Source organism: Amycolatopsis sp. NPDC089917, from assembly GCF_040684635.1.
Lineage (GTDB): Bacteria > Actinomycetota > Actinomycetes > Mycobacteriales > Pseudonocardiaceae > Amycolatopsis.
In genome coordinates this window covers 1-26,759 of sequence record NZ_JBFBGL010000068.1, presented here as the reverse complement: position 1 = coordinate 26,759, position 26,759 = coordinate 1, and the positions used below count along the sequence as shown (strand labels likewise).

The 26,759-nt window shown below is 69.3% G+C and carries 22 protein-coding genes and 1 pseudogene; 10 read left to right on the top strand and 13 right to left on the bottom strand.

Annotated elements, in window-relative coordinates:
• Nucleotides 1–127 precede the first annotated feature (127 nt).
• Both AB0N89_RS34135 and AB0N89_RS34130 read left to right on the top strand, forming a co-directional pair.
• Nucleotides 128–946 carry an IclR family transcriptional regulator gene (locus AB0N89_RS34135; protein WP_364213495.1) on the top strand — a complete coding sequence of 273 codons (819 nt, stop codon included), beginning with the start codon at nt 128–130 and terminating at the stop codon, nt 944–946.
• A gap of 35 nt (nt 947–981) precedes the next feature.
• Nucleotides 982–1,806, top strand: a complete 825-nt coding sequence (locus AB0N89_RS34130) for an NAD(P)-dependent oxidoreductase (protein ID WP_364213492.1) — start codon at nt 982–984, stop codon at nt 1,804–1,806.
• A gap of 208 nt (nt 1,807–2,014) precedes the next feature.
• Here AB0N89_RS34130 and mptB read toward each other — a convergent pair.
• A pseudogene (mptB, locus tag AB0N89_RS34125) lies at nt 2,015–3,220 on the bottom strand (polyprenol phosphomannose-dependent alpha 1,6 mannosyltransferase MptB); the annotation flags it as partial.
• A gap of 100 nt (nt 3,221–3,320) precedes the next feature.
• Between mptB and AB0N89_RS34120 the strand changes: the two are divergent.
• Both AB0N89_RS34120 and AB0N89_RS34115 read left to right on the top strand, forming a co-directional pair.
• Complete coding sequence (locus AB0N89_RS34120) at nt 3,321–3,980, top strand: response regulator transcription factor (RefSeq protein WP_364213489.1); 660 nt, start codon at nt 3,321–3,323, stop codon at nt 3,978–3,980.
• Between the two features lie 17 nt (nt 3,981–3,997).
• Entirely contained in the window at nt 3,998–5,026 is a 1,029-nt protein-coding gene (locus AB0N89_RS34115; RefSeq protein WP_364213486.1) for a HAMP domain-containing sensor histidine kinase, read from the top strand.
• Nucleotides 5,027–5,033: 7 nt separating this feature from the next.
• Here the strand turns inward: AB0N89_RS34115 and AB0N89_RS34110 are convergent, their stop codons facing one another.
• Entirely contained in the window at nt 5,034–5,513 is a 480-nt protein-coding gene (locus AB0N89_RS34110) for a MarR family transcriptional regulator (protein WP_364213483.1), read from the bottom strand.
• A 54-nt stretch (nt 5,514–5,567) separates the two neighbouring features.
• Here AB0N89_RS34110 and AB0N89_RS34105 point away from each other — a divergent pair, with 54 nt between their 5' ends.
• A complete protein-coding gene (locus tag AB0N89_RS34105; protein WP_364213480.1) occupies nt 5,568–6,770 on the top strand; it encodes a multidrug effflux MFS transporter in 1,203 nt (400 codons plus the stop codon).
• Complete coding sequence (locus AB0N89_RS34100; protein ID WP_364213477.1) at nt 6,767–7,762, top strand: amidohydrolase family protein; 996 nt, start codon at nt 6,767–6,769, stop codon at nt 7,760–7,762. The genes AB0N89_RS34105 and AB0N89_RS34100 overlap by 4 nt, the downstream gene beginning before the upstream one ends.
• On the opposite strand, the gene AB0N89_RS34095 is transcribed toward AB0N89_RS34100, so the two are convergent.
• Complete coding sequence (locus AB0N89_RS34095) at nt 7,737–8,636, bottom strand: hypothetical protein (protein ID WP_364213474.1); 900 nt, start codon at nt 8,634–8,636, stop codon at nt 7,737–7,739. The two genes, AB0N89_RS34100 and AB0N89_RS34095, sit on opposite strands and share 26 nt — an antisense overlap.
• Nucleotides 8,637–8,702: 66 nt before the next feature.
• Here AB0N89_RS34095 and AB0N89_RS34090 point away from each other — a divergent pair, with 66 nt between their 5' ends.
• The gene (locus AB0N89_RS34090; RefSeq protein WP_364213471.1) at nt 8,703–9,080 is read left to right on the top strand and encodes a hypothetical protein; all 378 of its coding nucleotides are present in this window, start codon (nt 8,703–8,705) and stop codon (nt 9,078–9,080) included.
• A 13-nt stretch (nt 9,081–9,093) separates the two neighbouring features.
• On the opposite strand, the gene AB0N89_RS34085 is transcribed toward AB0N89_RS34090, so the two are convergent.
• The 10 genes from AB0N89_RS34085 to cmk all read right to left on the bottom strand — a co-directional run bounded on the left by AB0N89_RS34085 (nt 9,094) and on the right by cmk (nt 24,418).
• Nucleotides 9,094–10,053 carry a peptidylprolyl isomerase gene (locus AB0N89_RS34085; protein ID WP_364213468.1) on the bottom strand — a complete coding sequence of 320 codons (960 nt, stop codon included), beginning with the start codon at nt 10,051–10,053 and terminating at the stop codon, nt 9,094–9,096.
• Between the two features lie 61 nt (nt 10,054–10,114).
• Nucleotides 10,115–12,409 carry a glycoside hydrolase family 95-like protein gene (locus AB0N89_RS34080; RefSeq protein WP_364213465.1) on the bottom strand — a complete coding sequence of 765 codons (2,295 nt, stop codon included), beginning with the start codon at nt 12,407–12,409 and terminating at the stop codon, nt 10,115–10,117.
• Complete coding sequence (locus tag AB0N89_RS34075; RefSeq protein WP_364213462.1) at nt 12,406–14,706, bottom strand: glycoside hydrolase family 95-like protein; 2,301 nt, start codon at nt 14,704–14,706, stop codon at nt 12,406–12,408. The genes AB0N89_RS34080 and AB0N89_RS34075 overlap by 4 nt, the downstream gene beginning before the upstream one ends.
• Nucleotides 14,707–14,858: 152 nt before the next feature.
• Nucleotides 14,859–15,206, bottom strand: a complete 348-nt coding sequence (locus tag AB0N89_RS34070; RefSeq protein WP_364213459.1) for a hypothetical protein — start codon at nt 15,204–15,206, stop codon at nt 14,859–14,861.
• Between the two features lie 58 nt (nt 15,207–15,264).
• The gene (locus tag AB0N89_RS34065) at nt 15,265–15,816 is read right to left on the bottom strand and encodes a type IV toxin-antitoxin system AbiEi family antitoxin domain-containing protein (protein WP_364213456.1); all 552 of its coding nucleotides are present in this window, start codon (nt 15,814–15,816) and stop codon (nt 15,265–15,267) included.
• A gap of 162 nt (nt 15,817–15,978) precedes the next feature.
• Nucleotides 15,979–17,388 (bottom strand): M1 family metallopeptidase, encoded by a 1,410-nt coding sequence (locus tag AB0N89_RS34060; RefSeq protein WP_364213453.1) that lies wholly within the window; start codon nt 17,386–17,388, stop codon nt 15,979–15,981.
• A gap of 20 nt (nt 17,389–17,408) precedes the next feature.
• Nucleotides 17,409–21,311, bottom strand: coding sequence for a Pls/PosA family non-ribosomal peptide synthetase (locus tag AB0N89_RS34055; RefSeq protein ID WP_364213451.1), 3,903 nt, complete (start codon nt 21,309–21,311; stop codon nt 17,409–17,411).
• A gap of 246 nt (nt 21,312–21,557) precedes the next feature.
• Nucleotides 21,558–23,039, bottom strand: a complete 1,482-nt coding sequence (der, locus tag AB0N89_RS34050; protein WP_364213448.1) for a ribosome biogenesis GTPase Der — start codon at nt 23,037–23,039, stop codon at nt 21,558–21,560.
• Between the two features lie 3 nt (nt 23,040–23,042).
• Nucleotides 23,043–23,717, bottom strand: a complete 675-nt coding sequence (locus AB0N89_RS34045; protein WP_364213446.1) for a lysophospholipid acyltransferase family protein — start codon at nt 23,715–23,717, stop codon at nt 23,043–23,045.
• The gene (cmk, locus tag AB0N89_RS34040) at nt 23,714–24,418 is read right to left on the bottom strand and encodes a (d)CMP kinase (protein ID WP_364213530.1); all 705 of its coding nucleotides are present in this window, start codon (nt 24,416–24,418) and stop codon (nt 23,714–23,716) included. Before cmk ends, AB0N89_RS34045 begins: the two co-directional genes overlap by 4 nt.
• A gap of 209 nt (nt 24,419–24,627) precedes the next feature.
• On the opposite strand from cmk, the gene AB0N89_RS34035 reads away from it, so the two are divergent.
• The 3 genes from AB0N89_RS34035 to AB0N89_RS34025 are packed head-to-tail and all read left to right on the top strand — an operon-like array spanning nt 24,628 to nt 26,655.
• Entirely contained in the window at nt 24,628–25,020 is a 393-nt protein-coding gene (locus tag AB0N89_RS34035; RefSeq protein ID WP_364213443.1) for a DUF4267 domain-containing protein, read from the top strand.
• 15 nt (nt 25,021–25,035) lie between these two features.
• Nucleotides 25,036–25,518 (top strand): cation:proton antiporter regulatory subunit, encoded by a 483-nt coding sequence (locus AB0N89_RS34030; protein WP_005153480.1) that lies wholly within the window; start codon nt 25,036–25,038, stop codon nt 25,516–25,518.
• Nucleotides 25,519–25,524: 6 nt separating this feature from the next.
• The gene (locus tag AB0N89_RS34025; RefSeq protein ID WP_364213439.1) at nt 25,525–26,655 is read left to right on the top strand and encodes a cation:proton antiporter; all 1,131 of its coding nucleotides are present in this window, start codon (nt 25,525–25,527) and stop codon (nt 26,653–26,655) included.
• The last annotated feature ends 104 nt before the right edge of the window (nt 26,656–26,759 follow it).

Here is a 26,759-nt window from a genome sequence, read left to right as displayed (position 1 = left end):
GCCCAGCCCGACCTGTTCACATCCATGAACGGAGTCTGTTATAGTGATTATGTTCATCCATAAGAACGCTGTTCGGGACGCTAATATGGCCAGGGTCACAAGTCAACGGCCGGTTGGAGGAGTGCGGATGCCACAGCAGGGAGCCCCCGCTGTCACGGTGGAGAACGGTGCGTCCGCCGCGCCCGAGCCCGCCGGGGTCAAATCGGCCCGGCGGGCGATAGATCTCATCGAGACCTTCGCCGCGAACGACGTGTGGCTGTCCCTTTCCGATCTCCACACGCGGACCGGTTTCCCCAGGTCCAGCCTGCACGGCCTGCTTCGCACCCTGCTCGAAGCCGGCTGGCTGGAGGTCGACACCAACACCGCCCGCTACCGGCTCGGCGTCCGCGCGCTGATCTGCGGCACGGCGTACCTGGACCGCGACCCGGTCGTCCCGTACGCGACCGAGGCCTTGGAGCGGATCCGGGAGAAGACCGGTTTCACCGCGCACTTCGCGCGCCGGGAAGGCACCGACGTCGTCTACCTGGAGACACGCGAGTCCCGGCATTCGACGCATCTCGTGTCCCGGGTCGGCCGCACGCTGCCCACTCACGCGACCGCGCTGGGGAAGGCCTTGCTCGCCGAGCTGACGCACGACGAGATCGACGGGCTCCTGACCGGGGAGCTGTCGGCGCTGACGCCGAACACCATCACCACGGCCGAAGCACTGCACGCCGAATGCGCGAAGACCCGCGAACGCGGCTATGCGGCGGAAGTCGAGGAAGGCAGCCTCGGCGTCCGGTGCGTCGCGGCCGTGATCCCGTACCGCATCCCCGGCACGGACGCGATCAGTTGCTCCATGCCGATCACCGAAGTCACCGACGCCGACGCCCAGCGCGTCGGCGAGCTCCTCGCCGAAATCACCGCGGAACTCGGCCAGCAACTGCGCCGCGCCGGCATCCGCTGATCATCCGTACTTCTGTTCACTGACAAGGGGTTCACATGGCAGACCAGCGCGTCCTGATCACCGGCTCGGCGGGCATCGTCGGCACCCTGATGCGGTCGCGGCTGCGCCGTTCCGGCCGCGTGCTGCGGCTGCTCGACCTGGCCGCGCAGCCCGAAGCCGCCGGGGGCGAGGACGTCGAGCTGATCACCGCGTCGGTGACCGACCCGGAAGCGATGACGAAGGCGTGCGCGGGCGTCGACGCGGTGATCCACCTCGGCGGGCACAGCCGCGAGAGCTCGTGGGAGGCCACGCTCGACGTCAACATCAACGGCACCCACACCGTCCTCGAAGCCGCGCGGGCGGCCGGTGTCCCGCGCGTGATCCTGGCCTCCAGCAACCATTCCGTCGGCTTCCGCCGCAACGACGAGGCCGGCGAGAACGGCCTCGCCGCCGACTCCACGCCCCGGCCCGACACCTACTACGGCGTCAGCAAGGCGGCCATCGAAGCGCTCGGCAGCCTGTACCACTCGCGGTTCGGCATGGACGTGATCGTCATCCGGATCGGGTCGTGCTTCGAAAGCCCGCTCGTCCTCGGCCCGCGCGGCCTGACGACCTGGCTCTCCCCCGACGACGGCGCCCGCCTGTTCGAGGCGTGCCTCAGCTATCCCTCCCCCGGTTACCGGCTGATCTGGGGCGTCTCCGACAACACGCGCCGGATCTACTCGCTCGCCGAGGCGGAGGAGCTGGGCTACAAGTCGCTCGACAACGCGGAGACCTACGCCGATCAGCTGGCGGACATGCCCGCTCCGACCGGGGTGGCGGCGGAGTACGTCGGCGGGCCGTTCTGCACCGCTCCGCTGGGAGCGCACAACCCGCTCTGACGGTCTCCGCCACCCGGGAGAGCGCCGTTCCGTGAAGGACTCCTTGAGGGACTCTGGGTCCCTCAAGGAGTCCTTCACGGACTTGGCAGGCGGTCAAGACACCCATGCCCGCCGAGACCACCAGCAGCGCCCCGAACCCCCACGGCGGCAGCAGGGTCGCCCCGTCGGGATGAGTGCTCACCACGAGCCACGTCGAGGCGGCGGCCGCGGCCACGACGCACCAGCGCGGCCACACGGCCGCCGCCCCGAGCACCAAAGGCCAGGTGAAGTACCAGGGAAAGACCACCGGCGTCAGCACCACCGCCGCCAGCAGCGAAAGCGCCGCGCCGCGGATCGCGGCCGCGCCACCCGCCCGGGAACGCCACCACAGCCACGTCACCGAACCGGCGAGCACGACCCAGCCCGAGATCCGGCACACCGCGACGGCGTCCACGAAGCCGGGCAGCACCGCTCGCACGATCTTCCCGAGCGCCGTCGGGATCGACAGCCAGGGTTCCAGCCACGAATTCCCGCTCAAGCCTCGAATCCAGCCGAGATCCACCCCGGCGACGACGGAGCACAGCCCGAACGTCGAGACCACAATGGACACAGCCGCCGCGAACGAGAACCAGAAGCCACGCGTACCCGGTCGCCGGGCGGCCCACACCCACACCAGGAACGGCAACACCACGGCCGCGGGGATCTTCACCGCGGCGGCCAGCGCGACCAAGGCGAACCCGGCCCCAGGCGCCCGGGTGAGCACGAGCGCAGTGCCCGACGCGAGCAATCCGGCCATCAGCAAGTCGTTGTGCCCGCCGGAAACCACGCAGAACACCATCAGCGGATTCGCCACCGTCAGCCACAGCGCGCGTTCCGGCCGGGCACCGAGACTCCGGCAGAGGACAGGCAAAGCGAGACTGAGCAAGGCCAGACCGGCCACCATCACCAGCCGGGTCAGGAAAGCACCGAGGATCACGTTCTCCCCGGTCAGGGCGAGCACGCTCTTCACGATCAGGATGTGCAACGGCCCGTACGGCGACGAGACGGACGACCAGCCGCCCGCGGCATTGTCGGTGATCGGACCGGGAACCTCGGCCGGGACGTGCGTGTACGGGTCGAGGCCGGCGTGCGCGACCGCGCCCTGCGCGAGGTAGGTGTACAGATCGGTGCTGAACAACGGCGGCGCGCACAGCAGCGGAACGCACCACAGCCAGGCTGCCCGCGTCATCTCGCGAGCGCTCGTCGACTGTCCTAATCGGACCCAACACACCAGGGTCAGTGCGAGGCCGCAGTACAGCACGACGGTGGCGAGCGTCCGGCACTGCCCGGACAGGAAGGGATCGTGTCGCGGTGTCGCACCCGCCCCGAACGCGCCGAGCGAGACCAGGCCGGAACCGGCCAGTCCCACGGCCACGCACTTTCGGACGAAGATCATGCGACAGGTCTAGGCGGAGGGTGATCCGGAGCCGTTAAGATCGGTTTTTATCGGTTCTTTATCCGTCCGGCGTTCTACTGAGGCGCGTGGGGAATGGTTGATGCGGGTACTCGTGGCCGAGGACGAGCGGATGCTGGCGGACTCCATCACCGAAGGCCTGCGGCACCTCGGGATGGCGGTGGACGTCTGTTACGACGGCGACGCCGCGCTCGAACGCGTCGTGGTCAACAGGTACGACGTCGTCCTGCTCGACCGGGACCTGCCGGTGGTGCACGGCGACGAGGTCTGCCGGAAGATCGCCGAAGGTGACGGCGAAACCCGCGTCCTGATGCTCACGGCCGCGGCGGGCATCCGGGACCGCGTCGACGGGCTCGGCCTCGGCGCGGACGACTACCTCACCAAACCGTTCGCCTTCGCCGAACTCGTCGCCCGGGTGCACGCGCTGGCCAGGAGAGCCCGTCCGGCGCTGCCGCCGGTGCTCGACCGGGCCGGGGTCGAACTGGATCCGGCGAAACGGTTCGCGGCCCGGGACGGGCGGCCGTTGTCGTTGTCCCCCAAGGAGTTCGCCGTCCTGGAAGTGTTGCTGCGGGCCGAGGGACGGGCCGTGAGCGCGGAAGAGCTGCTGGAGAAGGCATGGGACGAGCACGCCGACCCGTTCACGAACACGGTCCGGGTCACGGTGATGACGTTGCGGAAGAAGCTCGGGGCACCGCAGGTGATCCACACCGTGTCCGGCGCGGGCTACCGGCTGGGTATCTGAGGCGGGCGCCGGCGTCGGTGCGAGGCCGGGTCGAGCTGGTCCTCCTCAGCGCGTTCATCGCTCTCCTGGTGCTGCTCTACCCGCTCGCCAAGTCGGCGGGGATGGTGCTCGGGACCTTCGTGGACCGAGATTTCTGCCCTCGGGGCACCGGCTGCGCCGACACGGCGGGCGGGCTCTTGTGGACTCTGCCGCTCATCGCGATGGTCGCGCTCGTGATCCTGATCGGGCGCCCGGTGGCCTCGTGGGTGGTGCGGCCGTTGCCCGATCTCACCGCCACGATCGAGCAGCTGGGACCGCAGAACCTCGGTCAGCGCATGCGGCTGGAACAGACCGACGGTGAGATGCGGGAGCTGGCAGGCGCGGTGAACGGCATGCTCGACCGAGTCGCGGTCGGCTTCGAGGGGCAGCGCCGATTCGCGGCGAACGCGTCGCACGAGCTGCGCACACCGCTCGCGGTCCAGCGGACGCTCGCCGAGGTCGCGATGGTCACCGGCGGCGGAGAGGACGTCCAGCGGCTGGCCGCCCAGTTGCTGGTGGTCAACGATCGCAACGAACGGCTGATCGAGGGGCTGCTCGTGCTGGCCGAAGCGGACCGGGGGCTGCCCGGCACGGTTCCGGTGCGCCTGGACGAGCTGGTGGATTCGGTACTCGCGAAGTTCGACGAGCGACTCGCCGAACGCGAGCTCACCGTGCGCCGCGACATCGCCGAGCGCACCGTGCCCGGCGACCCGCTCCTGCTGGAACGGCTGATCGTCAACCTGGTCCACAACGCGATCAAGTACAACCACTCGCACGGCTGGATCGAGCTGAGCGTCGGCGGCGAACCCGCGCTGAGCGTGCGCAACTCCGGCGAGCGCGTGCCCGCCGAAGTGGTCGACTCGCTGTTCCAGCCGTTCCGCCGCCTCACCGCCGATCGCACGAACCACCGCGACGGAGCCGGGCTCGGACTGTCCATCGTGCGCTCGATCGCCCTCGCGCACCACGGCCGGGTGTCCGCCGCCCCCGGCGAGGACGGCGGTCTGCGGGTCGACGTGTCCCTGCCCTGACCGCTCGCTACCCGGACTTCCCGGCGGTGTCCGAAGTGGCCAGGGATTTCGCGGTGAGCCGCGTTTCGATCCGCCGGAGGATCGAGGTCACGGCCTCGATCTCGTCCGGGTCGGACACGATGCCGTCCAGCAGCCCGCTCCAGATCTCGCGGAGCTGCCGCAGGTTCTCGTGCGCGCGGGCGGTGGGATAGAGCCGGATCCGCCGGGCGTCGTCCTGGTCGGGTTCGCGATGCACGAGACCTTTCTTCTCCAGTCCGCGCACCGCCCTGCTGAAGTTGCTGGAGATCAGCTGGGTGGCCTCGGCCGCGGCACGGGCCGAGGTGCCGGGGTTCCGGTCGATGAACCGCATCACGGCGCTTTCCAAGGGCGTCCAGGAGTCGGACGCGAACTCTCTGTTCGCGAATTCCTTGGACGCGTGGATCTGACGGCCCACCGCCAGGATCAGGTCGGCGAGTTCGAACAGCCGTGACGTTTGCTCATCGTCCACCAGGCAATGGTACATTTGCTGTCAGTTGATAGCTATCATCCGATAGGAGAATCGGTGGACACATCGGTGGACACGCGGTCCCGCGGCACCATCCCGGTCCCCTTGCTGCTCGTGCTCGCCCTGCTGGCCAGCGTCGCCCCGTTCGGCATCGACCTCTACCTCGCGGCGTTCCCGCGGATGGCCGTCGACCTGGAAACCAGTGACACGGCGATCCAGCTGACCCTCACGACGTTCCTGCTCGGGCTCGCGGCCGGGCAGCTGATCTTCGGCCCCTTGTCCGACCGATGGGGCAGGCGAGGGCCGCTGCTCGCCGGTTCGGCGGTGTTCGTCGCCGCGAGCCTCCTCGCCGCGTTCGCGCCCACCATCGCCGTTCTGCTGGCCGCCCGCCTCTTGCAAGGACTGAGCGCCGCGGCCGGCATGGTCATCGGCCGTGCGGTCATCGCCGACCTGGCCACCGGCCGGGCCGCCGCCCGCGCGTTCAGCCTGATGATGATCGTCGGCGGGGTGGCCCCGGTGGTCGCACCGCTGCTGGGCAGCCTGCTGGTCGACGCGATCCACTGGCGCGGAATCCTCGGTGTCCTGGTCGGACTGGCCGTCGCGATGCTCGCCGGATCGGCGGCGATGGTGCGGGAAAGCCTGCCCCGGGAAAGGAGAGGCGCCTCCGGCAAGGGCGGGTTCCGGGCACTTCGCAGCCGCGCGTACTTGTCCCCCACGGCGACGCTCGTCTTCTCGTTCGGCGTGCTGATGGCCTACATCTCCGCGTCGCCTTTCCTGTACCAGTCGGTCATCGGGATGAGCGCCGTCGGCTACGGCCTGATGTTCGCGCTCAACGCGCTCGGCCTGGTGCTGAGCAGCGCGGCGGCGTCACGGCTGCTGCATCGTGCCGAACCGCGCCGCGTCCTCACCGGCGGTGTCGTCTGGCTCGTCGTCGCCTCCGCCGTGTTGCTCGCCATGGCGCTGCTGCCGGTCGGCGTCGCTTTGCTGCCGGTACCGATCTTCTTCGCGGTCTCGGCACTGGGGTTCATCCTGGGGCCCGCCACGGCGATCGCCCTGGACGCTGTCCCCGGAGCGGCCGGAACCGGATCGGCCGTCCTCGGCGCGACGCAGTTCGGACTCGCGGCCGTCGTCTCGCCGCTCGTCAGCGTGGGCGACGGGCATTCCGCGGTGCCGATGGCGATCACCATCGCCGTCCTCGCCGTCCTCGCCGTCATCGCGGCGATCCCCTGCTTGAACACGATGGAAAAGGTGAAGAAATGACACTCATCGCGATCGAAGAGCACTGGATCCTGCCGGAGCTGACCGATGCCCTCGGCGCCCTTCCGGCCGAGGCCCGAGACGAAAGCCTCGCCTTCAACGATCTCGGGGACCACCAAGAGCGACTGCGGGACTTGGGCGCGGGCCGGATCGCGACCATGGACGCGCAAGGCATCGACGTCTCGGTCCTGGCCCTGACACCACCGGGAACCCAGTCACTCCCGGCCGAAGAAGCGCTGCGGTTGAGCCGAACCGCGAACGACGTCGCCGCCGCGGCCGTCGCCACGCACCCGACACGCTTCCGCTCCCTGTCCACGTTGCCGATGTCGTCGCCGCGGGAAGTCGCCGGCGAACTCAAGCGGGCCGCCGACCTCGGGCACGTGGGCACCATGGTCTACGGCCGGTCGGGCGACCGCTTCCTCGACGACCCCGCCTACGACGACCTCTTCGCCACGGCGGCGGCACTTCGCCAGCCGGTCTTCCTGCATCCCCAGTTGCCCTCGGCGGCCGTCCGCGACGCGTCGTACCGCGGCTTCGACACCATGACCGATCTCGCCCTCGCCACCTTCGGCTGGGGCTGGCACCTCGACGCCGCGACCGCCGCGCTGCGGCTGATCCTGCGGGGCACCTTCGACCGGCATCCGGACCTGCAGGTCGTGCTGGGCCATTGGGGCGAGATGCTGCTCTTCTGGCTGGACCGGGCGGACAGCCTGGCCCGCGTCCGCGGCTTGGCGCGCCCGGTGTCGGACTACCTGCGGTCGAACTTCTTCATCACCACGTCCGGCATGTTCAACCCGGCGCTGCTGCGGCACGCCCTGTCGGTGACTTCGACCGACCGGCTGCTCTTCTCGACCGACTATCCTTTCCAGCAGCCGACGCGGGAGGAGATCGACTCGTTCCTCGATGAACTTCCGTCCGATGTGGACCGTCAGAAGTTCTCTTCGGGCAACGCTTCGGCCTTGTTCGGCATCAATCAGCCCAGCCAAGTCGGATGAGCCGCGCCAGTTCGTCGAGGTGATGCCTGGCTTCCGAAGCACGTTGGGGATCAGCGGTGTCGAACAGGCGCTCGAGTTCGAGGAGCGCGGCTTCCGCCATCCGCGCCGGCGGCTGCGAGCCGTCGGAATTCGCCCATTGCTCGCTCCAGAGCGCTGACCCTTCCCGGGTGATGGCCGCGCCGAAGATCAGCTGCTCCACTTTGTCGGCTTTCAGGCCGAGCTCCGTGGACCACGAAGTCAGCAACGCGACGTACTCTTCGTAGACAGTCGGCCGCCAATCGTCGATATTCGGACTCCAGCCGACGTGAGTCGCGAGCCACCGGCGGACAACGGCGTCCAGGATCGGGGCTGCGTCGTGAGACAGCGCGGCCGTGACGAACCGAAGGTACTTCGTACCGAATGCCACCCCCAGGTACCGCAGCCGCTCGCGCGCGAGATCACGGAACGCGGCAAGGCCGCCGCTGTCCCGCGCGACAATCGCCACCTCTGCCAGCCGATCGGCCGCGTGCGGATTCTCGGTCAGCACACGCGCGGTACGCCAAGGCCCGTAACCGACCGGCCCGTAACCCCAGATCATCGCGACCAGGAATGCCTGTTCCGCGCCCTCCGGAGTCGTGGCGTTCCCAGCGTGCCGGGTGGTTTCAGCCCGATCGATCTTGTCCGGCAGGGCGCTGAGGAACGAGTGATGGCCCGGGAATTGTTTGAGCCAGGAGCCGCGGGACCACCTGGAGGCCCGCTGCTGCGGTTCACCGTGTTCCCGCCATCGCCGAACCGCGTCTCTCAAGACAGAGGGAACCGGCGTCTCGCGTGGTATCACTGCCACACCTACCTCTTCGGCGACTGGTTCGAGTGGTCGTGCTACCCACGGCAGCATAGTGGGAGGCCGGTAGGACCGGGTCGTTCGTGACCGCCGTGCCCACGGGCCGGTAACCTGGCGACCGTGCAGCGTTCGACTGTCACTGTGATCTCCCAAGGCTGGGACGGGCCCTACTACCGTGTCCGGACGCAAGCGTTCGACATCGATTTTCTCATCAGCCCGGACGAAGATCCCGGCCGAGTGGGCAACGTGGACGCCGAAGTGCGCCTGCCCGACAGCTCCCGCTGGAGTGCGACGATCTTCACCGTCGCCGAGGTGGAACGGCTCATGGCACGCTGGGCGGAAACCGGCGAGCACTCGGGTGGCAAGTACTTCTGGTGCCACGATGGACTCATCGTCGGTGATGCGGGTGTCGGCAGCATGGTTCAGGCGCTTGCCGCGATGCACGAAGAAGACATACTCACCACGGTCCTCAAGCACCTCGGCGAACCGGCTCGCTAGGCACCCATCCGCCTCAGCCGATCGTCACCGACTGGAACGTCACCGGGATCCGCGGCGGCCCCGACCCGTCACCGGCGCCACCCGCCTCGTCCACCCCACCCCGCGCGACCTTGTCCAGAACCTGCAGGCCCGCGTCGGAAATGGTCCCGAAAACGGTGTAGTCCGGCGGCAGTTCCGCTTCGCCGAAGACCATGAAGAACTGGCTGCCGCCCGAGTTCGGCGCCTGGGTCTTCGCCATGGCGAGGATCCCGCGGCCGTACTTGATCTCCGGGAAGACCTCGTCCGGGATCGTGTATCCCGGACCGCCCATGCCGGTGCCCGCCGGGTCGCCGCACTGGAGCATCTGCAACCCCGACGTCGCGAGCCGGTGGCACGGGGTGCTGTCGTAATACCCCTGCGGCGCCAGCGACAGGAAGTTCGCCACGGTGCACGGCGCGAGCGCGCGGTCCAGGGTCAGTCCGATGTCGCCCACGGTCGTCTTGATCGTGACCGCCGTCGTGCCGGACGCCGGGGTCGGTCCGGCGGCGGGCGGAGTCGCCTTCTTCGGCACCTCACCGCTGCTGCTCGCCGGGTACGCGCACTCGGTCGGATCCGCGGGCGGCGTGGGGCGTTTCGGTGCCGGAACCCGGTCAGCGGGGATCCGCACCGGGCTCGACGGGGCGGTTTCCTGCTCGCTCGACGTCGGAGCCGGCGACGAGGAGGACGCCGACGCGACCGCGCCCTTGCTCTTCGAGTCCGACAGGAAGAACCCCGGCGCCACGAAGCCGGTGATCGCCACGACGGCGACCACCACGACCAGTCCCAGCACGCCCAGCCCGATCCAGAGCGCCGTCTTGTTCGGGGGCGGCGGTTGTCGCGGCGCGCCGTACCAGCCCTGCTGCTGCGGATAGGGCTGCTGGTACGGCTGCCCCTGCGGAGCCCCCGAACCGGGCACCTGACCTTCGGGTTCGCCCGGCTGCGGCGGCTGGGACATCTGCGCTCCTGTCATCCAGAGGAAGTACAGGGACCACTCTCGCCTATCACCCCGCGCGAAGTCACGGCATCCCCCACGGTGTGGCGGCGCCGTTCGCCGGAACGGGCCGGATCTCGAGGTCGGGCCGGTCTCCGGCGCGGTGCACGACGGCCTCCTCGCCGCGCCGCAGGTCGATTCGGACATCGCCGTTCGGCAGTCGCCGCCAGCGTTTCGGCCTCCCCCAGCGGTCGCGGACGGTCAGTTCGCCCTCCAAGTCCGTCCGCAGCACACAAGGCGCCCCGGCCTCACTGGTCACCTTGACCCAGCGCGTCTTGCCACCCTGCCGTGACGCGCTGAGCAGGAAAGCGCCCTGCGTACGGAAGTCGCGCAGCGCGACGTCCGCCCACTCGGCGGGCACGGCCGGGAACAGCCGGATGACCCCGCCCCAGCTCTGGACCAGCATGTCGTGCAGCGACTGCGCCGCCGAGAGCGGCGTCTCGATGACCGGACCGGACTCCTTGTACATCGTGTTCGGCTGGATGTAGCGCCGCTGCAACTCCCCGAGGTAGAACTCCGCCTTGTCGCCGCGCAGCATCTGCGCCGACATCGACGCGGCGCCGGTGAACGTGTAGCCCTGCAACGCGCCCTCGAAGCCCACCCAGTGGGCGAGCGAGGTCTCGATGATCCGCCGGTGCTCCGGCCGCTCCCAGGTGATCTCGTACAGCGGGTAGATCTGCAGCAGATGCGAGTAGTGCCGATGCGACTTCGCGAACGGCACACCGGCGCCGATCATGTAGCCGTCGGCGTCGGCCGGATACGGGACCAGCGTGGCCAGGACCTCCCGCCAGCGCCGCGCGAGCGGATCGCCGATTCGCAGTTCCGCCGCCGATTCCAGCAGCGTCCTGCATCCCCAGCGGATCAGCGCGAGGTCGTAGTTGCAGTCGGGCGCGTTGACGCCGTACTCCGGGGAGAACGTCGCAGGCAGATGCAGTTTCCCGTCCGCGCCGGGTTCGAGGAAGTGGAGGTAGTAGTTGATCGCCTTGCGCAGCAACGGGAACAGCGTGTCCCGCAGAAGCCGCCGGTCCATCGTGTGCCGGTAGGACAGCCAGACGTTGTGCAGCGCCCAGGTGAGGTTGCCGACCTCCGGCGTCGGCGTCTCCTGGCCGGGGACTCCGACCGGGAACCCGGAGTTCGTCCCCGCCGCGCCGTTGAGCAGGGTCATGTCGGTTGTGCGCGGGATGCCCGCGGAATCGTGCTGGTACGGCTCGGCGACCTGGCCTGTCAGGTTCGCCCGGTACTTCCCGAGCGCGTGACTGACCGCGTCCAGTTCCAGGTGGTTCGAGCCGTGGATGAGCCAATACTCCAGCTGGACGTTGAGGTTCCACCACGTCGCGGGCCACGGGGTCGGCTCCAGCCACGGTCCGCAGGTCGCCATCACCGGCGCTTCCTCGCGCGCGGCCGAGGCGACCTTGTACAGCTGGATCCAGTAGAAACTCTGGAGCCGGGCGTCCGGAATGGACAGAAAGCTCCGCCGATAGTAGTCGTGCCACCAACGACGGTGGTCGACCGCGAGCACGTCGAACGGTTCGGCACGCCGGACCGTCGTCAGCGCTTCTCGCGCTGCCGTCCTTCTCGGATGCGACCAGGCCACGGACGTGTACAGCGTGCGTTTCGACCCCCGGACGACCTCGCGCCACGCCGTGACGTGCTCGCCGCCTGCCAGCAGGCTCTGCACGGAAAGTCTGCTGTCGCCGCTGGTTTCCCGTGTCGCGGGCGGATTGGCGACATATCCGGCGGGTGGCGGCTTGCCGAATTTCGGATCCGTTCTCGGGCTCACCGCCTCGGCCGGGTGGAAGACCCACGCGAAGCCGCGCTCGCCCTCGGTCGGCTCGATCTCGACGGCCAGCAGGGACTGTCCCGTGTGGACGATCGCACGCACCGAGAGACTGCCCGCGGCCGTGGTGATCGTGCCCTTGAGTTCGGCGTTCCAGAGGTCCATCCGCCAGTCGATCCCGGTGATGGCGCCGACCGGTTCGAGGGTGAAATGGCCGATCGGCAACCGCGCGAGCCCGAACAGGGACCCGAACTCGGGCCGGTGGTCCTGCACCTCGCTGTGCTGGACGTTGAACCGGACGGCGTTCCTGCCCGGTTCGGCGTAGATGCCCGAGCCGAGGAACCCGTTGCTGAGGAACGGGCCCTCGTACCAGGTCTTCGGCATCCTCCGCCAGACCAGGTCGGCGGCACCGAGGAAACCGGCCCAATCCAGGCCACCGAGCGCGAAGTCGTTCTCCGCCGCCGAGGCGGACGGAGCGAACCCGGCCGCCGCCACGCCCGCCAACACTCCGCCGAGGATCGTCCTGCGGCTGATGTCCGTCATCGGACCTCCTGGTCGAGTCCCCACGCCGGAGTTCCGCGGTCGCCGGGCACGTCACGCGGTTCCCACGCCGGACGCGCGCCGCGTCGCGAAACGACGGCCGTCCCACCACGGCCCAGCGGAATCGAGATCGTGCCCGGACCTTCGGCCCGCCAAGGAAGTCTCCGCCCGCGCCCGTCACGAACGTCGATGTCGCCGGAGATCCCGTGCTGGAGGGTGAGCGGCTCCCCCGCCTCACTGCGGACCCGGATCCACTCGGTCGCGCCGTTCCGGCGGGACGCGTCCACGAGGAAGGCGCCCTCCGCGCGCAGGCTTTCGAAGGACGCGTCCGGCCAGGTCGACGAAACCGACGGGAAGACCTTGAGAACACCGTGAGCACCCTGCAGGAGCATGTCCACAACGGACTGCGCGGCGGTGATCGGGCTTTCGATCGCGAGGTTCGCGCCTTCGCGGTACATCGTGTTCGGCGTCAGCTGCGTGTCGGCCACGACGGTCCCGTCAACGAAGATCTTCAGGTAGCGCAACGCTTCCTCGGGCGCGTCCATCACGGAACTCATCGACGACGCGGCCGCGAAACTGTAGCCGTGCCATTTGTCCTGAACGCTCGACCAATGCGCGAAAGTACGGCGCATGATGTCCCGGTCGCCGGGACGATCCCAGAGCTTCTCGCGCAACGGATAAAGCCAGAGCAGATGCGAGAAGTGCCGATGTGATTCGGCGAGCGGGACACCGTCGCCGATCAGCACACCCTGAACGGGATCCTGGTGGTACGCCGCCAGCTTCTCACCGATCTCGCGCCACGCCGGCACCCGCGGGTCGTCGATGCGCAGCTTGGCCGCGGATGCGACGAGGGTGCGCGCGGCCCAGCGGACGAGCGACAGGTCGTACGTGCAGTCGGCCGCGTCGGCGTACTCGGGCGACCGTGTCATCGGCAAGTGCAGTGAACCGTCCGGGCCGGTGACGAGGAAGTGGCGGTAGTAGTTGAGCGCCTTGGCGAGCGTCGGGTACAGGACGTCGCGCAAGACGCCGACGTCCATGCTGTGCCGGTACGCGAGCCAGACGTTGTGCAGACCCCAGATCAGGTTGCCGGTCTGGTCGTTCTTCGTGGCGGGGCCGGGGATCCCGACCGCACGGGTGCCGCCGGGCCGCAACCGCCAGTCCCCCGGGTGCGAGAGGGCGTATGTGTCACCGTCCCGATAGGCGGGAGGGACCGAGAGTTCGAGGTTGGCGTGGTCGCGGCGGAAGGTCGCGGTGACGGCGTCGAGTTCGGGATGGTTGCTGCTGTTGACGATCGGGTACGTGACCTGGACGTTGAGGTTCCACCACACCGCCGTCCAGCTGTTGCCGACCTCCGGGAACCACGGTCCCCATTCCGCGACGACCGGGCCGTTCGCGCGGGTGGCGCAAGCGGTCTTGTACAGCTGGATCCAGTAGAACCGCTGGATCCGCTTGTCCGGAATGGACACGAAACTGCGCCGGTAGAAGGCGTTCCACCAGCGTCGATGGCCGGCGACGAGCAGATCCGGGTTCGTCGCCGACGCCCGGTGGACGCGGCTGATCGCTTCGGCGGTGTGGGTCGGTTCGGGAAACCCGTACGCGACCGTCGCCGCCAGAAGACGTCGCGTGCCGATGGTCCGCTCACGCCACGCCGTGGTGTAGCCACCGCCCGCGTGCAACGGCTGCTCGCAGTACCGGACCTCGCCCGCGCTCGCGAGCTTCGGATCGGGATTGGCCGTGTAGTCCGGCGGTTTGCGGATCGTCCTGGTCGTCGCCGACTTGAGCGGCGTGAAACCCCACTCCGCCGACGCTCCGGTGAGCGAGACGAGAAGGAGGTCCTGGTCGTTGTGGACCAGCGCGGAGAACCGGACGGACCCCTGGGTGGTGGTGATCGTGCCGCCGAGTTCGGCGTTGTACAGGTCGAGGTGCCAGTCCACCGCCGTGATCGCGCCCGCGAAGGTGAGGGTGAGATAGCCGATCGGAAGCCGCGAGTACCCGATGCCCGCTTCCCACTGTCCGCGCTGGTCCTGAACACGGGAATGGCTGAGCATCACCTTGAGGACGTTCGGCTGCGCGCCCGCGTAGATCTGGACGCCGAGGAAGCCGTTGGCGAGGAACGGCCCCTCCTGCCAGTTCTCGGGCAGGCGCTTCCACACCATGCGCGCGTCGTCGACCACTCTCCGGTGGACATCACCGGACGCCTGAGACGCCTGCGCCGGAGCACCCCCCTGAGCCCACAGCCCGCCGAGCGCGGCGGTCCCCGCGGCAGCCTTCAGCATCGATCGCCTGGACAGCCCGCCCATGGGTCGCCTCCAGATTCATACTACGTTTACCGTAGATCAAGCCCTGGCGACCCCGCACTTTTCCACAACACCTCTCTCGCTGCCACTCATACATCGGATCTATACCCATCAGGCGGCATGCCCCGAGCGCCACGCCCGGGACGCTCAACGTCTCAAGCGTGGCGCTCGCGACGTACTTCCAACCGCGCGGCTGCGGCGAGATACGCCGCAGTGATCTCGGCGGCGACCAAACGCGGTTCGGATCGCAACCGTCCGGGAAGTGTCTGGACGACGGCGATGCCGGCTGCTGCGTATCTGGCGTTCCGGTCGAGAGTGTTCGCGTACTGCTCCTTCGCGAAGTGGAAGTCATAGGAGTCGATCTCCCAAGCGAGCTCGACCTCTTCGAAGTACGCGTCCGGTTTCCCGATGTAGTTCCCGGAGCGGTCGTGCACTACGCGGTTCCAGCGAGGCTCGGGCAAGTTCGTCCGTCTCCAGACCGCCATCGCGTCGATCTCGGCCACAGACCTTGCACCCCTGAGTACATCGCGCAGCACCTCGCGAGGCAGAGCGGAGCCGCGACTACTGGCCCCTTTCGAGTTCACTCGCGAGCGCCGCCGGGCTCAGACCGCCTTTCTGAACCGAATTGGTCAGTAGAGCGCGAACCGGATCGCGGTCTGAGAAACGGCGGCACTCGTCGAGGACCGCCCTGGCAAGGGGCGCCATCGGCACACCACCGGACGACTCAGGCTGAGGCATCCTCCTGGTCCGTTCGATCAGGACATAGCCCGTACTGGCGATTTTGCAGGGTTCCGGTACGAGTAGATGGACATGATCCGAAGCCACCCGCGGCACGTTCAGCCCGTGGTAACGACAGACCACAGCACCGGTGACGATCGCGTCCGGCCCGCCGTAAAGGAGTGCGCCGTCGACAAGCTGACGACGTGTCGGCCGACCCGAGTCGAGCAACAACACTCCGGGAAGCAAGCGCTGCCAAGGCTGACCAGGCCGGCACCGCCGGTAGCAGGTCCTCCTCGGAACGCCGAACGCCTCCAGTTGCGCGACGGTGATCACGCCGCCGCGGCTCACTTCGTGAAGAGCCTCGTGATCACGGGCCCAGTCTCCGATTCGCACACGAAGATCGTCAGCCTCCGAACACCCCTGCCGCCAGCCCCTCCGGCGACGCCTGTGGACAACTCGCCACATCAGCCCCACTGTGGACAACTCGCGTACGTCCCGAGCGCCACGCTTGAGACATTGAGCGTCTCAAGCGTGGCGCTCGGGGCGACAAGCCCCTCAAGCAGGAAGCGGAGGCAGCGCCGGAGCGTCCAGCCAAGCGCCAAAGAAAGCGGCGAGCGACCGCCCCGCAAAGCGTTCCGCCAGCGCGACAAACCCAGCGGTGGCGACGAGACCGTGCCGGTTCTCCACCGCCCAGGCCCTCACCAGCGGGAAGAACACCGCGTCCCCCACCTCACAACGCAAGGCGTGCAACAGAAGTCCGCCGCGTTTGTACACCCGCTCGTCGAACATCCGCGAAACCCCGGGGTCGGCGAGGCGCAGATCCGCGGGCTTCGCCTTCATCCGCGCGTGCCACGTCTTCGCCCACGCGTGCGCGGTCTGCCCGCCGGATTCCTCGGACCAGAGCCATTCCGCGTACGTCGCGAAGCCCTCGTTCAGCCAGATGTGCCGCCAGTCGGCGACGGTCAGGCTGTTGCCGAACCACTGGTGCGCCAGTTCGTGCACGACGAGCCGTTCGTGCGTGCGCCGTCCGTCGACGTGGTTGGCGCCGAAGATCGACATGCCCTGCGCTTCGATCGGGTCGTCGAGGTCGTCGTCGGTGACCACGATGACGTACTCGCCGAACGGATACGGCCCGAACAGCCGTTGCAGCGTGTCCATGATCTTGCCCTGCCGCCCGAAGTCTCGCTCGAAGGGACGGCGCAGGCGCGGCGGCACGGCAGCGCGTTGGGGAACAGAGGAGAGCACGGAGTCACCGTCGAGGCTGATCCGGTACGCCGACACCGAAGGCAGCGAGAGCCAGCCGGGCTGCGGGCCGGAGACCAGTTCGACGTCGTCGTACCGTCCGATTTGGACACTCATCAGGTACGTCGGCGTCGGCTCGGGCCGTTCGAAGACCCACTTCGTCGTGCTCGCGCGTTCGTGCCGCGACACCAGGTTCCCGGTGACGGCCACGAGGTACGGCGAGGACGTCGTCAGCGCGACGCGGTAGGTCGCCTTGTCCGCCGGGTGGTCGTTGCACGGGAACCACGACGGCGCCCCGACCGGCTGGCTCGCGACGAGCGAGCCGTCGGTCAGTTCGTCCCAGCCGATGTCGCCCCACAGCCCGGGAAGCGGCCGCGGATTGCCGACGTAGTGGACCTCCACCAGGAACTCGCTGCCGATCGCCAGCGACTTCGCCGGTTTGACCTGCAGCTTGTGCGCGCGTCGCGTGTACTTCGCCGGTTTCCCGTTGACCAGGACCCGGTTGATGCGGAACTCGCCGAAGTCGAGCGTGAACCGCGACAGCGCCTGCGTCGCCTCCGCGGTGATGGCCGCAGAGGCCGACAGCCGGTTGGGACCGATCTTGTAGTCGAGCTCCAGATCGTAGTGCCGGACCCGGTAACCGCCGTTGCCGTGACGGGGCAGATAGGAGTCACCGGAGGTGTCCGCGCCGGGCGAGGGCTGCGCGGAGGCCTTCGAAATCACCCGGGAAGAACCCCGCTTTCCTACTTCGTCCAGGCCGAGATGGGATTGCCCAGCCAGCGCGAGTCGGCGGGAACCGCGTCGCCCCGGGTCACCAGAGACCCCGGTCCGACGGTCGTCCGCGCGCCGATGCTCGCGCCAGGCAGCACGATACCGTGCGGCCCGAGCGTCGCTCCCTCGTCCAGGGTCACCGGCGACATCGTCATGATCCGGTCGTGGAACAGGTGCGTCTGCACGACACAGCCGCGGTTGATCGTCGCGCCGTCGCCGAGGCTCACCAGGTCCGACTCGGGCAGCCAGTACGTCTCCAGCCACACGCCGCGGCCGATCTTGACGCCCATGGTCCGCAGCCACGCCGGCAGCAGCGGCGTGCCACCGAGCGAACCGATCAGCCACGGGACGGCCAGCGCCTCGACGAAGGTGTCGGCGAGTTCGTTGCGCCAGACGAACGAGCTCCACAGCGGGTGGTCGATCGCGCGGAACCGGCCGACCAGCAGCCACTTCATCGCGGTGGCGGTCAGCGCGGCGACGGCACCGGCTGCCAGCAGGAGCGGCCCGCCGAGCAGCACGGCGACCAGGAACCCGAAGGAAGACGCCAGCGCGAAGATCCCGGCGGCGACCAGCACGGTCAGCGCGACGCCGCACATCACCGGCACGATCCGGCACAGCTCGACGAGCGCGCGGGCCGCCTTGAGGTGCAGCGGCGGCGTGTAGGTGCGGCTCGTGTCGGCCTCGCCGACGGACCGGCGGACCGGCAGCGGCGGCATCCCGAGGTACGACGAGCCCTTCTTCGCCTTGAGCGGGGCCGACGACAGCACGCCGACCAGACCACGCTTGGGCACCGAACGACCGGGCGCGGCCATCCCCGAGTTGCCGAGGAACGCCTGCTTGCCGATCCGCGCGGGCGCGACGTGCAGCCAGCCGTGGCCGAGTTCGTAGGTGGCGACCATGGTGTCGTCCGCGAGGAACGCCCCGCTGTCGACCTGGGTCATCTTCGGCAGCGCGAGAACGGTGGACGCCTCGACGTTGCGGCCGACCTTCGCCCCGAGCATCCGGAGCCAGACCGGGGTGAACAGGCTGGCGTACAAGGGGAACAGCCCTTCACGCGCCATGCCCATCAGCCGTTCGGTCGCCCAGACCTGCCACGCGACGCGGCCGTGCACGGGGTGGTACCCCTCGACCATGCCGATGCTCAGCGAACGGACGCCGACGAGCACGAGCAGGGCGTACGTCAGGAAGTACGCGACGGTCGCGAGCGGCGTGAACAGCAGCGCCTGGCCGAGCGCGGCGCCCAGCGTCGGCGCACCGGCGATCGCGGAACCCAGCACCGCGACGGCGGGCAGGGCGGCGACGGCGGGCAGCAGCCCCAGCGCGACCGAGGTCGCGCCGTAGACCGACGCCCAGAAGCGCGAACGCGGCGGGCGGCTCGACGGCCACTTCAACGCGTCCTTGCTGGCGCGGGCGGCGGGGGCACCGGCCCAGCGCTGTCCGGCGGGCACGTTGCCGCGGACGGTCGAACCGGCCGCGATCTCCGCGCCCTTGCCGATCCGGGCGCCGGGGAACAGCGTGCTGCGCGCGCCGATCCGCGCGTCGGCGCCGATCCGGATCTTGCCGATGTGCACGAGATCGCCGTCCACCCAGTGCCCGGTCAGGTCGACCTCGGGTTCGACGGCGGCACCGCGGCCGAGCTTCAGCATGCCGGTGACCGGCGGCGGCGAGTGCAGGTCGACGTCCTTGGCGATCCGCGCGCCGAGGGCCTTGGCGTACGTCGTCATCCAGGAAGCGCCCGCGACGCTGTCCGCGCCGCTGAACTCGGCGAGCTTTTCGGCCGTCCACAGTCGCAAGTGGACATTCCCGCCGCGCGGGTAGCTGCCCGGGCGGACACCGCGCAGCAGCATCCGGGAACCGGCCGCGGAGATCGCGATCCGGCCCGCCGGGCTGAACAGCACGACCCACGCGGCGGCGATCCACGCCCAGTGCAGCGTCGGCGCCCAGGCGAAACCGGCCAGCGACAGCACGTTCGACAGCGTCGCGGCGATAGTGGTCCAGCGCAGGCCGACGAGGCCCATCAGCGGGATCATCAGCAGCGACTGGATGATCCCGGCCTTGCGCGGCGTCGGCGCGATGTCGCGGCGTTCGGTCTTCTCGCCGCTCAGCGCGTCCAGCATCGACGCGAGCGCGCCGAGCTTCGGGTTGGCGTAGATGTCGCTCACCGACACCTGCGGGTGGCGGGTGCGGATCCGCGCGATCAGCTGGGCGGCCGTCAAGCTGCCGCCGCCGTTGGTGAAGAAGTCGGCCTTCGGGTTGTCGACCGAGACGCCCAGGATCTCCGCCCAGCCTTCGGCGAGCCAGCTCTCCGTCGGCGACAGACCGGATTTCGCGGCGTCCACGGTGGACAGCGGCCAGGGCAGCGCGTTGCGGTCTACCTTGCCGGACGTGCGCGTCGGCAGGTCCTCGACCAGCGCCAGCAGCGGGACGAGCGCGGCGGGCAGGTGCTCACGCAGCCGCGTCGCGGCCTCGTCGTGGTCGAAGGCGACCCCTTCCGCGGGCACGACGTATCCGACCAGCACCTGGTTGCCCGCCTTGGTGCGGCGGATCGCGGCGGCGGCGCCCTGCACCCCGGGCAGTGCCTGGAGCGCGGCGTCGACCTCGCCGAGTTCGATGCGGCGGCCGCCGAGCTTGACCTGCTCGTCGAGCCGTCCGAGGAACAGCAGGCCCTCGGCCTCGGCGCGGACCATGTCACCGCTGCGGTACGCGCGGCGCCAGCCCAGCGAGGGCAGCGGCGCGAACTTCTCGGCGTCCTTCTCCGGGTCCAGGTAGCGGGCCAGGCCGACGCCGCCGATGACCAGTTCGCCGGTCTCCCCCATCGCGACCGGCTCGCCGGCCTCGTTGACGACGGCGAGCTGCCAGCCCGCCAGCGGCAGGCCGATCCGGACGGGTCCCTCGCCGGTCATCTGCGCGGCGCAGGCGACGACGGTGGCCTCGGTCGGGCCGTAGGTGTTCCAGACTTCGCGGCCTTCGACGGCGACGCGCTCGGCCAGCTCCGGCGGGCAGGCTTCGCCGCCGAAGATCAGCAGGCGGACGTCTTCGAGCGCGTCGGCGGGCCACAGCGCCGCCAGCGTCGGAACGGTCGAGACGACGGTGATGCCCTGTGCGACCAGCCACGGGCCGAGGTCGACACCGGTGCGCACGAGCGAACGCGGCGCCGGGACCAGGCAGGCGCCGTGCCGCCAGGCGAGCCACATCTCTTCGCAGGACGCGTCGAACGCGACGGACAGGCCGGCGAGCACGCGGTCACCGGGGCCGATCGGCTCCTCGGTGAGGAACAGCTGGGCTTCGGCGTCGACGAAGGCGGCCGCGGACGCGTGCGAGACCGCGACGCCCTTCGGCTTTCCGGTCGAACCGGAGGTGAAGATGATCCAGGCGTCGTCGGTCGGCGCGGGGGCGCCTTCGATCCCGCCGGGCGAGCCGAGCACGGTGATCGCGCCGCCGTCGGTGAGGACGGCGGCGACGCCGGCCTCGCCGAAGACCAGTTCGGCGCGCTCGTCCGGGTCGTCCGCGTCGACCGGCACGTAGGCGGCGCCGACGGACAGGATGGCGAGGATCGCGACGTAGAGCTCCGCGGTGCCGGAGGAGATCCGGACGCCGACCCGGTCGCCGACGCCGACGCCGTTGGCGGTCAGCTTGCGGCCGTGGGCGTCGATCTCCTCGACGAGCTTGCGGTAGGACAGCGTGGTCTCGCCGTCGTCGATCGCGCCCGCGTTGGGGTGGCGGGCGGCGGTCTCGGCGAGGATGTCGATCAGGGTGCGCTCACCGGCGCCCAGACCTGACCAGAACAGGGCACGGTCGGCGACGGGAGCCGGGGACGGGGCGACGGTGACGTCGGCGACACAGGCGATCGGCCGGGAATCGGCGGTCAGTGTCATCGGCTCATCACCACGGGCAGGGCATAACCATGGGCGCGCAAGCCCATCACACACCTTTCGCGAAGTGCGTCATTCGGGCTCGCTCTCCGAATGAGGCGCCCGCTAGCAGACCGATAACTTTACCGCAGGTGAACGACATATCTCGGGAGGGTCTCGGCAGAGTGTCGAAGCTCACCGGTGGACACGCCGAAAACCGAGGTCAACGGCGTGTCCACCCTGTGAACTATTCACCTACATCGTGAGAATTCAGCGCTTCTTCGATGTCCCCGTCGGTTTACCCGCCGCTTTACCACCGGCCTTGGGCTTTTGCTTCTTTTCGCGTACCCGGACATTCACCCGAACGGGGCTGCCTTCGAAGCCGAATCGCTCACGGAACTTGCGTTCGATGAACCGGCGGTAGCCCGCTTCGAGGAATCCGGTGGTGAAAAGGACCAGTGTCGGCGGCCGAATGCCCGCCTGGGTCGCGAACAGCACCTTCGGCTGCTTGCCGCCGCGCACCGGCGGCGGGGTCGCGGCGATGAGGTCGGCCAGCCAGCCGTTCAGCTGACCGGTGGGAACACGCTGGTCCCACGACTTCAACGCGGTCCGCAGCGCGGGCGCGAGCTTGCGCACGGACCGGCCGGTGAGCGCCGAGATGTTGACCTTGTCCGCCCACGGCACCCGGACCAGGCCGCGGTCCAGTTCGCGGACCATGGCGTGGCGGCGGTCCTCGTCGACGAGGTCCCACTTGTTGAAGGCGAGCACGCAGGCGCGACCGGCCTCGACGACCATCGTCAGCACCCGCAGGTCCTGCTCGGACAGCGGTTCGGCGGCGTCCAGCAGCACGATCGCGACCTCGGCCGCGTCGATCGCGGTCTTGGTCCGCAGCGAGGCGTAGTACTCCGCGCCGTTGGCCGAGTTGACGCGCTTGCGCAGCCCCGCCGTGTCGACGAACCGCCAGGTCTCGCCGTCGAGCTCGACCAGCGAGTCGACCGGGTCGACGGTGGTGCCGGCGACCGAGTCCACGACGGACCGCTCCTCGCCGGAGAGTTTGTTCAGCAGGCTGGACTTGCCCACGTTCGGCTTGCCGACCAGCGCGACGCGGCGCGGGCCGGTGGTCGCGCGGTCGCCGTCACGCGGCATCGACGGCAGCGCCTTCACGATGGCGTCGAGCAGGTCGCCCGAGCTGCGCCCGTGGAGCGCGCTGACCGGGTACGGCTCGCCGAGGCCGAGCGACCACAGCGACGCCGTGTCGGCGAGCAGGCGGTCGTCGTCGACCTTGTTGGCGGCGAGCAGCACCGGCTTCTTCGAGCGGCGCAGCACCTTGGAAACGGCTTCGTCGGTGGCGGTCGCGCCGACACTGGCGTCGATGACCAGCAGCACCGCGTCGGCGGTGGCCATCGCCATCTCGGCCTGCGCGGCGACGGAGGCCTGCAACCCGGTCGCGTCCGGCTCCCAGCCGCCCGTGTCGACCAGGGTGAACCGGCGGCCCGCCCAGAAGGCGTCGTAGGCGACTCGGTCCCTGGTCACGCCGGGGACGTCCTGAACGACCGCCTCGCGGCGGCCGAGGATGCGGTTGACCAGGGTCGACTTGCCCACGTTCGGCCTGCCGACGACGGCGAGGACCGGCTGCGCGAGCTGGGCCTCCTCCTCGGCCTCGCCCGCGGCGATCTGCGCGTCGAGCGCGGTGAATTCGGACTCGTCGGACCAGGAGCCGTCGACCTCGCCGACTCCGTCAAGCTCTGTCATTGCTTACTTCACATTCTGTCGCGTGTCTTGGAGCCCGTGCTCCAAGCGCCATTCGTCCAGTGCCTTCACGAGGTCCGCGAGCGCGAGTCGAAGCCGCTCGGTTCCCTCCTCCAGCCCTGTCCTCCCCTTCCCGATGTCGGGAGTGAAAGGTTCGCCGACCAGGATGTCGACGCGTGGCCGCCAACGCCTCTTGGCGCCGGCGGGTTTGTACGTCCCCCGAGTGGCGACCGGAACCACGGTCGCGTTCCCGGCGCGGACCAGGAAGGCCACGCCGCGCTCGAAGTTTTCGGCGTCCCCGAGGCCGCGAGTGCCTTCGGGGAAGATCCCGACCGCACCGCCGTCCTCGAGCACCTTGACCGCCGCCATCAGCGGTTTGCGGTCCACCGCGCCCCGTTTCACCGGGATCTGACCCAGTTTCGGGAAGAACCAGCCGACGAAGCCCTTGAAGAGCTCCGCCTTGACCAGGAACGCCGTGCGCCGCGACAACATTCCGAACAGCAGCGCCGGTTCCGCCATCGAACTGTGGTTGGCCATGAACACCACCGGCCCGGTCGCGGGCACCCGCTCGCCACCGTGGACCCGGACGCGGAACGCGGGCCGGACGAGGAACTTCGAAATGCCCCTGCCGAAGGTGTGGTACGGGTCGCTCGCGCCCTCGGGCAGTCCCTTCGCGGTCACCTGGTGGCCTCGGCCGGGCAGCCTTCGAGAAGACCGCGGTGCAGGGCCAGTTCCGCCAGCGCGACGATCACCTGGTCGATGTTGAGCGCCGAGGTGTCCACCTCGACGGCGTCCTCGGCCGCGCGCAGCGGCGACGCCGCCCGCGTGGAGTCCAGGCGGTCACGCCGTTCCACGGCCGCCTTCGCGACGGCATGCGTGGACTCTCGACCGGCGGCGGAGTCCTGGGCGCTGCGGCGCGCGGCCCGGACCTCGGCGGAGGCGGTGAGGAAGATCTTGAGCGGGGCTTCCGGTGAGACGACGGTGCCGATGTCGCGGCCTTCGACCACGATGCCGCCGACCCGGCCGAGCACCTCGGCGATGATTTCGCGCTGCCGGGTGACCAGCAGTTCGCGGACCGCGGGAACGGCCGAAACCGGCGAAACGGCGGTGGTGACGTCCGAGCCGCGGATCTCGGCGGAGACGTCTTCGCCGGCGAGGGTCACGGTCGCTTCGTCGGGCCTGGTCCCGATGCCGAACTCGGCTTTCCCGGCGACGTCGGCGATAGCGTCCGCGTCGGCCAGGTCGGTTCCGGCGCGCAGGACGGCGAGGGTGACCATGCGGTACATCGCGCCGGTGTCGAGGTAGCCGGCGCCGAGCTTCGTCGCGAGCTTCCGCGAAACCGTGGATTTCCCGGTCCCGGACGGGCCGTCCATCGCGACCACACCACGCAGGGCTCCCGCCACCGAAACTCTCCTCAGCTCATCCGTCGCTCATCTGATCGACGTCCATTCTGCCTGGTGGCGGAGGACACGCCTCGACCGCCCACGGCGAAGGGGCCACATCTGATTGCTAGCAGCGCTAGACAATCTGCCGACACTATTGCTAGCGTCTGCATTGTTCCTAGCACTGCTAGATTCCGGAGTCGGAGACCATGATCAGAATCAAGATCGCCTACGCCCTGTCCATCGCCCTCGTGCTCTTCGTCCTCTACTTCGGCACCGGCTACGTGTTCTTCCCGGAGACCCAGACGGGCGGCTTCGGCCTGCCGGTCATGCCGTCGAAGGGCGACCCGATCCTCGCGGTCAAGGGCGTCCGCGATATCGGCACCGGACTCGTGGTGCTCACGCTGCTGGTGTTCCGGAACGTCCGCGCACTGGGCTGGACGCTCCTCACGCTGGCGTTCATCCCGCTCGGCGACATGCTGATCGTGCTGACCCACAACGGTTCCGCCGCAGCCGCGTTCGGCATCCACGGCGCGACGGCCGCCGTGATGGTGCTGATCTCGGCGTTGTTCCTGATCCGCCCCGCGCAAAACGGACAGTGAGTTATCGTTGTTCACGTGAACGTCGAAGTGACCCCGCTCCCTGGAATAGGCGTCCGCAAGGACTTCGCCACCCGTCACGGCCGCCGTGTCGGGGTGGTGACCCATCGCGACGGACACGTCGAGCTGATCGTGTCCAAAACGGACGATCCCGACGCCTGCCTGGCCTCACTTCCGCTCACCACCGACGAGGCGGGCGCGCTGGCGAATCTGCTCGGCGCGCCCCAGCTGGTCGCCCAGCTCACCGAAGAACACCGGGACCTGCCTGGCATCAACACCAAGCAGCTGCCGATCAAGGCTTCTTCGCCGTTCGACGGACGGACGCTGGGCGACACCGCCATGCGCACGCGCACGAGCGTCTCGGTGGTCGCGGTGATGCGGGCCGGTCAGGTCCACCCCTCCCCCAACCCGGACTTCAACCTCACCGCGGGCGACGTGCTCGTCGCGGTCGGGACGTCCGAGGGGCTGGAGGCCGCCGTCAAGATCTTGAAGTACGGCTGATCGCGGATGGATCACACCGCACTGTCCTTGATCGAACTCGGGGCGGTCTTCTTCGGGCTGGGCGCGTTGGGACGCCTCGCCGGGAAGATCGGGATGTCCCCGATCCCGCTGTACCTGATCGGTGGCCTGTGCTTCGGGCAGGGCGGGCTGATCCCGCTCGGCGACATCGGCGACTTCACCCACCTCGCCAGCGAGATCGGTGTCGTCCTGCTGCTGCTCCTGCTGGGTCTGGAGTACTCGGCGGCCGAACTGTTCACCGGGCTGAAACGCTCGTGGATGGCGGGCGTCGTGGACATCGTGCTGAACGCCGCGCCCGGTGCCATCGTCGCGCTCATCCTCGGCTGGGGGCCGATCGGCGCGATCGTCATGGCCGGCGTCACGTACATCTCGTCGTCCGGGATCATCGCGAAGGTGCTGGGCGACCTGGGACGGCTCGGTAACCGGGAAACGCCGGTGGTGCTGTCGATCCTGGTGTTCGAAGACCTGGTGATGGCGCTGTACCTGCCGATCCTCACCGCGGTGCTCGGCGGCGTGAGCTTCCTCGGCGGGATGAAGGCGGTCGGGATCTCGCTGCTGGTGATCACGGTCGTGCTGGTGATCGCGCTGAAGTTCGGCCGGTACGTCTCCGCGGCGGTGGACAGCCCGGACCGCGAGGTCTTCCTCCTCAAGGTCCTCGGCGCCGCGCTGCTGGTGGCCGGTGTCGCCTCGGCGATGCAGGTGTCGGCGGCGGTGGGCGCGTTCCTGCTCGGCATCGCGATCTCGGGTTCGACGGCGGAGAACGCGACGCACATGCTCGAACCGCTGCGGGATCTCTTCGCGGCCGTGTTCTTCGTCGTGTTCGGCCTCAACACCAACCCCGCGTCGATCCCGCCCGTGCTCGGCTGGGCGGTCGTCCTGGCGGTGGCGACCACGCTCACGAAAGTCGGCACCGGCTGGTGGGCCGCGCGAAGACAAGGCATCGGCAACATGGGCCGGGCGCGTGCCGGAGCGGCGTTGGTCGCCCGAGGCGAGTTCTCGATCGTCATCGCCGGGCTGGCGGTGGCGGCCGGCGCGGTGACCGGAGAACTCGCGGCGCTCGCGACGGCCTACGTGCTCCTGATGGCGATCCTCGGCCCGACGGCCGCGCGGATCGTCTGAACGTCGCGGACAACTGCGTCGACCGCCACGTCGTCGACGGCCACGGCGACCAGGTCGCCATCCACTGGGTCGGCGAGCCCGGCGACAGCCGTGACATCACCTAC

Bases quoted from the DNA above. Each gene is read 5' to 3' on its own strand.
- AB0N89_RS34025 (WP_364213439.1), top strand. From the start codon at position 25,525: ATGGATCACACCGCACTGTCCTTGATCGAACTCGGGGCGGTCTTCTTC.
- AB0N89_RS34075 (WP_364213462.1), bottom strand. From the start codon at position 14,706: ATGGGCGGGCTGTCCAGGCGATCGATGCTGAAGGCTGCCGCGGGGACC.
- AB0N89_RS34120 (WP_364213489.1), top strand. From the start codon at position 3,321: ATGCGGGTACTCGTGGCCGAGGACGAGCGGATGCTGGCGGACTCCATC.
- AB0N89_RS34100 (WP_364213477.1), top strand. From the start codon at position 6,767: ATGACACTCATCGCGATCGAAGAGCACTGGATCCTGCCGGAGCTGACC.
- AB0N89_RS34135 (WP_364213495.1), top strand. From the start codon at position 128: ATGCCACAGCAGGGAGCCCCCGCTGTCACGGTGGAGAACGGTGCGTCC.
- AB0N89_RS34095 (WP_364213474.1), bottom strand. From the start codon at position 8,636: ATGCTGCCGTGGGTAGCACGACCACTCGAACCAGTCGCCGAAGAGGTA.
- AB0N89_RS34080 (WP_364213465.1), bottom strand. From the start codon at position 12,409: ATGACGGACATCAGCCGCAGGACGATCCTCGGCGGAGTGTTGGCGGGC.
- der (WP_364213448.1), bottom strand. From the start codon at position 23,039: ATGACAGAGCTTGACGGAGTCGGCGAGGTCGACGGCTCCTGGTCCGAC.
- AB0N89_RS34055 (WP_364213451.1), bottom strand. From the start codon at position 21,311: ATGACACTGACCGCCGATTCCCGGCCGATCGCCTGTGTCGCCGACGTC.
- AB0N89_RS34130 (WP_364213492.1), top strand. From the start codon at position 982: ATGGCAGACCAGCGCGTCCTGATCACCGGCTCGGCGGGCATCGTCGGC.
- AB0N89_RS34035 (WP_364213443.1), top strand. From the start codon at position 24,628: ATGATCAGAATCAAGATCGCCTACGCCCTGTCCATCGCCCTCGTGCTC.
- AB0N89_RS34085 (WP_364213468.1), bottom strand. From the start codon at position 10,053: ATGTCCCAGCCGCCGCAGCCGGGCGAACCCGAAGGTCAGGTGCCCGGT.